Origin of the sequence: Vibrio sp. OPT46 (genome assembly GCF_015163535.1) — a bacterium.
In the GTDB taxonomy this organism is placed as follows: Bacteria; Pseudomonadota; Gammaproteobacteria; order Enterobacterales; family Vibrionaceae; genus Vibrio; species Vibrio alginolyticus.
The window spans coordinates 1-752 of record NZ_JADDYG010000564.1; the positions used below are offsets into that span (position 1 = coordinate 1).

General features: G+C 35.0%; 1 protein-coding gene. It reads left to right on the plus strand.

The window, feature by feature from the left end:
• Positions 1 to 132: 132 nt before the first annotated feature.
• The gene (locus IQR33_RS22745; RefSeq protein WP_005383755.1) at positions 133 to 750 is read left to right on the plus strand and encodes a PilW family protein; all 618 of its coding nucleotides are present in this window, start codon (positions 133 to 135) and stop codon (positions 748 to 750) included.
• Positions 751 to 752: the final 2 nt, after the last annotated feature.

Here is a 752-nt window from a genome sequence, read left to right on the forward strand (position 1 = left end):
AGGTCCGTGGACGGCCCCAAGGAGGAAATATAGAGTTTTTCCCAACCAATGCTCAAAACATAAAACTACAAGCAAAGATCTCAAACCCTCCTGGGAGGATTAAGATTTGTAGTAATTCTGGAGCGAAGTTATATGATTACCGTCAGTGCTAACAAACGCTATCAAATAGGTAGCTCTTTAATTGAATTAATGATTAGTTCTTTAATTGGGTTAATTGTTCTTAGTGTAGTGGGCTCTATATTCTTGAGTTTACAAAAAACAGCAAAAGAAAAAAGCTTAGAGCTAAATTTATTGCAAAGTCTTAATATCACTTTATCTGTTATGAAAGAAGATATTCAAAGGGCTGGTTATGATGGTGGTCATGGTATGTCTCTTAAATTATCCGGAGCCTTGGAAACAATTACAATCAGTGGTGCATCTTCTATTGGTTTTGTTTATTTTAGAGATGACTCTCCGCTAAATAAAAACTATAGAAATATTAAGTATGAGAAGCGAGATAGCAAACTTGTAATCTGTGAAAATGGCGTAGTATCCCAAGCCAAAATACTGTCTTTTGATGGTGTGGATTTTTGTCGTTCTTTATTTGATGAAGATATTTTTCAAGTGACGAGTTTTACAGTAAATTCTGATGTCGTAACGAATGGCACAAATATTAGCGCTGTAACGGATGTTACTTTGGCTTTACAAACTGTAGATGGCGTAATTAATCAAGTTGCAGAGTTTTCAATTAAGCAAAGGAATTGGCAATGAGA

What these genes read in the sequence shown, in the direction of transcription:
- IQR33_RS22745 (WP_005383755.1), top strand. Translation starts at nt 133, where the DNA reads ATGATTACCGTCAGTGCTAACAAACGCTATCAAATAGGTAGCTCTTTA.